Source organism: Vibrio sp. 10N.261.51.A4, assembly GCF_041471945.1.
GTDB classification, from domain to species: domain Bacteria; phylum Pseudomonadota; class Gammaproteobacteria; order Enterobacterales; family Vibrionaceae; genus Vibrio; species Vibrio crassostreae_C.
Map to the genome: position 1 here is coordinate 1 of NZ_JBFRPJ010000134.1, position 4,697 is coordinate 4,697.

4 protein-coding genes are annotated in these 4,697 nt (G+C 42.7%); 2 read left to right on the forward strand and 2 right to left on the reverse strand.

What is annotated here, in order from left to right; genetic code table 11:
• Positions 1-317, forward strand: a 317-nt coding sequence (locus AB4384_RS23060) for a transposase (protein ID WP_372130168.1), incomplete at its 5' end; no start/stop codon positions are given.
• Between the two features lie 124 nt (positions 318-441).
• Here the strand turns inward: AB4384_RS23060 and AB4384_RS23065 are convergent.
• Positions 442-1,605: a dipeptidase gene (locus tag AB4384_RS23065; RefSeq protein WP_372130169.1), complete on the reverse strand. Its 1,164-nt coding sequence runs from the start codon at positions 1,603-1,605 to the stop codon at positions 442-444.
• A 361-nt stretch (positions 1,606-1,966) separates the two neighbouring features.
• Positions 1,967-3,520: an amidohydrolase family protein gene (locus AB4384_RS23070; RefSeq protein ID WP_017062426.1), complete on the reverse strand. Its 1,554-nt coding sequence runs from the start codon at positions 3,518-3,520 to the stop codon at positions 1,967-1,969.
• Between the two features lie 289 nt (positions 3,521-3,809).
• On the opposite strand from AB4384_RS23070, the gene AB4384_RS23075 reads away from it, so the two are divergent.
• A complete protein-coding gene (locus AB4384_RS23075) occupies positions 3,810-4,652 on the forward strand; it encodes a hypothetical protein (protein ID WP_136974981.1) in 843 nt (280 codons plus the stop codon).
• Positions 4,653-4,697: the final 45 nt, after the last annotated feature.

Sequence of the window (4,697 nt, forward strand, 5' to 3'; positions counted from 1 at the left end):
AAAACTTATGGTGCGGATCACTTTACCAATGGATGACGACCCAGAAGGTGATTGGCTCTAGCCCACTAGGCAAAGCGATAAAATATACGCTTGAGCAGTGGTCAAAGCTTATTCGTTATATCGACGATGGTCACTTATCTATCGATAATAATCGCGCTGAACGCGCAATTAAACCACTGGTCATTGGCAGGAAGAACTGGCTGTTCTCTAACACACCAAACGGTGCTGATGCGAGCGCGATGCTTTACAGCATCATCGAGACCGCGAAAGCTGAGCCTGATATCGACGCACTCCTGCCTTGGAACTTCAAACACTGACAAGTCGCCCCGTGGGTTCATGGGGCGTTTACGTCATAAACTGCAGTCTCATTCGAAGCGATTAAAAAGCACTTCTAAACGAGATGTTAGAAGTGCTAATTATTGAGTAAATTTAATAAACTTCTTATACCCAGACTTGATCAAATACTCGGTACATGTTGCCACCTAAGAACTTGCTGCAGTCTTCTTCTGAGTATCCATTTTCAAGCATGGTATCAATTAGAGCTGCAACAATTTGATATGGTGCTGGGGTAGGAAACCCTTTTGCTCCTACAGCGGCACTATAGCCACCATCAGGGAATACGTTCTGCCCCATTGGTGTTTGAATAATAGACGCTGTAAAATTGATGTTCGGGATATAGTCTGAACCGAAGCCAACGTGGTCTATACCGACTAAGTTGACCATATAATCAATATGTCGAAATAATTGTTCAGTCGTCAATATATCTGGGTTAGATGTATCCATAAAGGCAGCCACCATATTTATTGAGCAAACCCCACCGGTTGCCGCAACACCTTTAATCACAGCGTCAGAAAGGCTTCTCTGATAATCGGCAATGGCTTTCGCACCTGAATGCGAAGAAATGACAGGTTGGCTACTGCGTTCAATCGCATCTAAGGAGGTTCGTTCGCCAGTATGGCTTACATCAACAGGCATACCGTATCGGTTATAAGCGTCGACAAGTTTTTTTCCATATTCAGTTAGACCACGGTTCTCAATTTCGAAGCAGCCATCACCCACATCATTACGTTGATTATATGCCAATAAACAGTAACCATAGCCCATCTCACGCCATAGTCCTACGCGATCAACATCACAACCAAATATTTGAGTACCTTGGTGAGTGAAGTAAATACCCAATTTGTTTTGTTTTACCGCTTCATCAATATCTTTGGTAGTGCGGATCATCATATAGTCGTCTGGGCGTTCTTTCATTTTGCTTAGGTAGAACTGAGCGCCTTTCATAATGCCTTCAACCGAGGCATCTAACGAGTCTGCGGAAGGACATGCTGCTAGTACCTTGAATCCAGCGGCTTTGCACTTGTCCATTTCATCATGGAATTCTGGTGCTTCAGGTGAAGACCATTGAGAGGGCCAAAGACCGGAAAAAAGGCTGTCAATAGCCATAGAATCTCGAACAATTTTTTTTGCACGTTCAGATGCAGGATATTTGTGTGTTCGTTGAGGGATTTTTGAATAATCTTTTATTTCAAATTCTGGTAATTTTGGTGCACCTGACTTTGTCGCTTTATCATTACTTGGTTCGATTTCAGATTTGTTGTCCATATTTGAAATTTTCCTTAACAGTGTTAGCTTCTATAAAATATAAATATGTTGGAAGTTTGGAAGTTTGGAAGTTTGGAAGTTTGGAAGTAAAGATAGGTACGGATTTATATCAAACGGAGTGTTAAGCCCTTTGTACGCACCTTTTTATGCACCTTTTTATAAATAAACTACGCCCAATGACATGATAAAAACGTGATTTATGTCGAATATTTTTGGCAAATCTATCTAAATGTTACCTCAATTAGAAAATTCATTTAAAAGTATTATATGTGACACTTTAAGAAATTATCGAAGAGGTGAGATAAAAAAGCGATACCTGAGTATCGCTTTCTATAGTCTGATTTATCATTGATTAGGTGAATTAACGTCGAATGGCTTCGCCTGCTTTAACGTCTGTATCTAGTTGTGTGTTGTTGACAACTATTTTGCCGTTAACCAATAACCAATGTACGCCTACGGCTGGGTGGTTAGGATCTTGGTAGGTGCCCACATCAGCGATAGTTTCTGGGTCGAATACCACGATATCTGCGTCCATATTAGTTTGGATTCGTCCTTTATTTTTCATTTGAGGGACAAAATCTTCTATTAATTGAGCTGGCATCAGTGTCATTTTACGTAGTGCTTCCGTCATCGTTAACAAGCCGCGCTCACGAACATAGACTCTGAGTACTTTAGCAAAGGTGCCATTTGATCTAGGATGAGAGAATAGATCTTTTGGTAATGGCCACTCGTCACCTGCATAATTTTCAATGTGGCCGTCTTCGTCCATATGCATCCAGAACATTTCGTCAGATTCAATCAACACATTAGGATTTAGAATCGAAGCGTCTAATAGAGCAAGATCTTTAGGGTTTTGCTCGTCTAGGAAGTGCCAGACAATAAAGGTACCAGGTTTATTTTCTTGGTAGTCTTTCAACTGTTCTTCTGTCATACGTTCTTTACCTAGCTGAAAGTTTTCAGCGGTTGAACCCATACGTTCCCGCCAGCCTTCACCAGAAAACATGGCTGCGCCAACGACAGTACTTGCTGCGCCCCAAGGGTAAGCGCCCACAGTAACATTGATTCCTTGTTCTTGAGCCTTATTGACCATAGGTAAGATGGTTTCGATATCTTTTAATGAAGTACTGTTAATATGACAAAAGTGCATATGAGCGCCAGTGATAGCGGCATTGCCCACTAATTCTTTAACGGCTTCAAACGAGCTTTGTGGCTCGGCATTGCTGGCATAGCGAACGTGAGTATAGGTTGCTACGTCTCTTTCTGCGGCTAATTCAGCCAATGCATAATATTCTTTTTGACCATGGCCCGGTGCATAGCCAGCGTTAATCCCGATACCTAGGCCACCTTCATCAAGGCCTTGCTCAATCAGCTTGATGATTTTACTTTCTTGCTCAGGTGTTGCTATATCCATCTTCCAATCATTACGTGATTGAGCTTTTTGGAAATAGCCAACGGTCGCTTCGGGTTCCGTCTCACTAAATGTAGCAATACGAGCGTAAGTCCAACCAGCTGCTGCACCATAGTTTAATGGTAAGCCTTTTTCAGCTTGTCCTGCATACCAGTCACTGATAGGTAGAACACCAGATTCGAGTTCCAGCATAGTGGTAACGCCTTGCATCGCCTGCATTCTGTAGTCACCAATGTTTTGACCATGAGCGTGGACGTCGATGAATCCAGGGGCAACAACTTTACCTGTAGCGTCAATAGTTTTATCCCCAGAAATACTATCGGTCGTTATTGCTGTGATCTTATTATCTTTGATCCCGACATTAGCAACAGAATCGAAATTTGTTTCAGGGTCGATAACTCTGCCGTTCAAAATTACAACATCATAATTAGCGGCGATAACAAGTGGTGACATAAGGCCAAAGCCGACGATCGTAGCCTTTTTAATGAATGATTCTAGTGGTTTCATAATTTTATCCCGTGTGTGAGATGAACTATAAGTGTTACGTGTCAAAAATCTTAGACCAATAATTTCACGCTATCTACCTGATCCTCTTCTTTGCTCATTTTTCTCAATGATAAGACAAATCTAACGTGACAAGAGAAAGTGACTCAAAAACAATCACTTTTACGCTCATCTCACCCACAGCTATTGACTTTGCCGCTCCAGAGCTGCCCTTCTCTATAAAGGCAACTTTGACAAAATAATCCTTTATAGCTAAACGTTTTTGTACCAACGTTTTCGTCAGGGAAAAAAAATGCCAAACCTTAAATTACGAAGCTTAAGCGCGATATTCTTCTTTGCTGTCACTCTTCCCATCGTAGTGTTAGCCGACGAGGGGCAAGATGTAGAGCAGGTAGCTAAAGAGCTAGCCAACCCAAACACAACGCTTGGCTCGATGTCCTTTAACTTGGATTGGACGAACTATCAAGGCGACTTAAATTCAGCGAACAGTCAGAACGGGTATCGCTTGAGCTTTCAACCTGTTCTCCCTGTGCCAATTGCAGAGCGAACCAACTTATTTATCAGACCAAATATACCTTTAATATTTGACCAACCCTATTACAAGGGCGATAGATTTGAAAATTCAGATGCAGGTCTCGGTGATATCGGCTTTGATGTGGCCGTTGGTCATACCTTTGAGAGCGGCATGATTGTCGTGGGGGGGATAGTGGGTACACTGCCCACCGCAACAAGCGATGAACTGGGTAACGATCAATTCTTACTCGGTCCAGAGTTTGCCTTAGCCTACGTACAAAGCTGGGGGGTTATCGGGGCGTTAATTACCCATCAATGGAACGCTGGCGGAAGCAATGACGCCGACGCGAGTATTACTGGTGGACAGTACTTCTATACCGCGAATCTAGACGATGGATGGCAAATTCAAGCGCAACCAACTTGGAGCTATAATCACGAAGCGAGCAGTGGAAATAAATTGTCATTCCCTATTGGTATTGGGTTCGCTAAGACGACTCTCATTGGTGGCAAACCCATCAAGTTTGGTCTTCAATACTGGAACTACATTGAAAGCCCTGACGCGTTTGGGATAGAGCATCAACTTCGACTGGTCATCACACCTGTTGTTGCTCTTCCTTGGTGATAACAGGTCGCAGGATAAAATTAGAGTAAGCGTGCCATGAACACC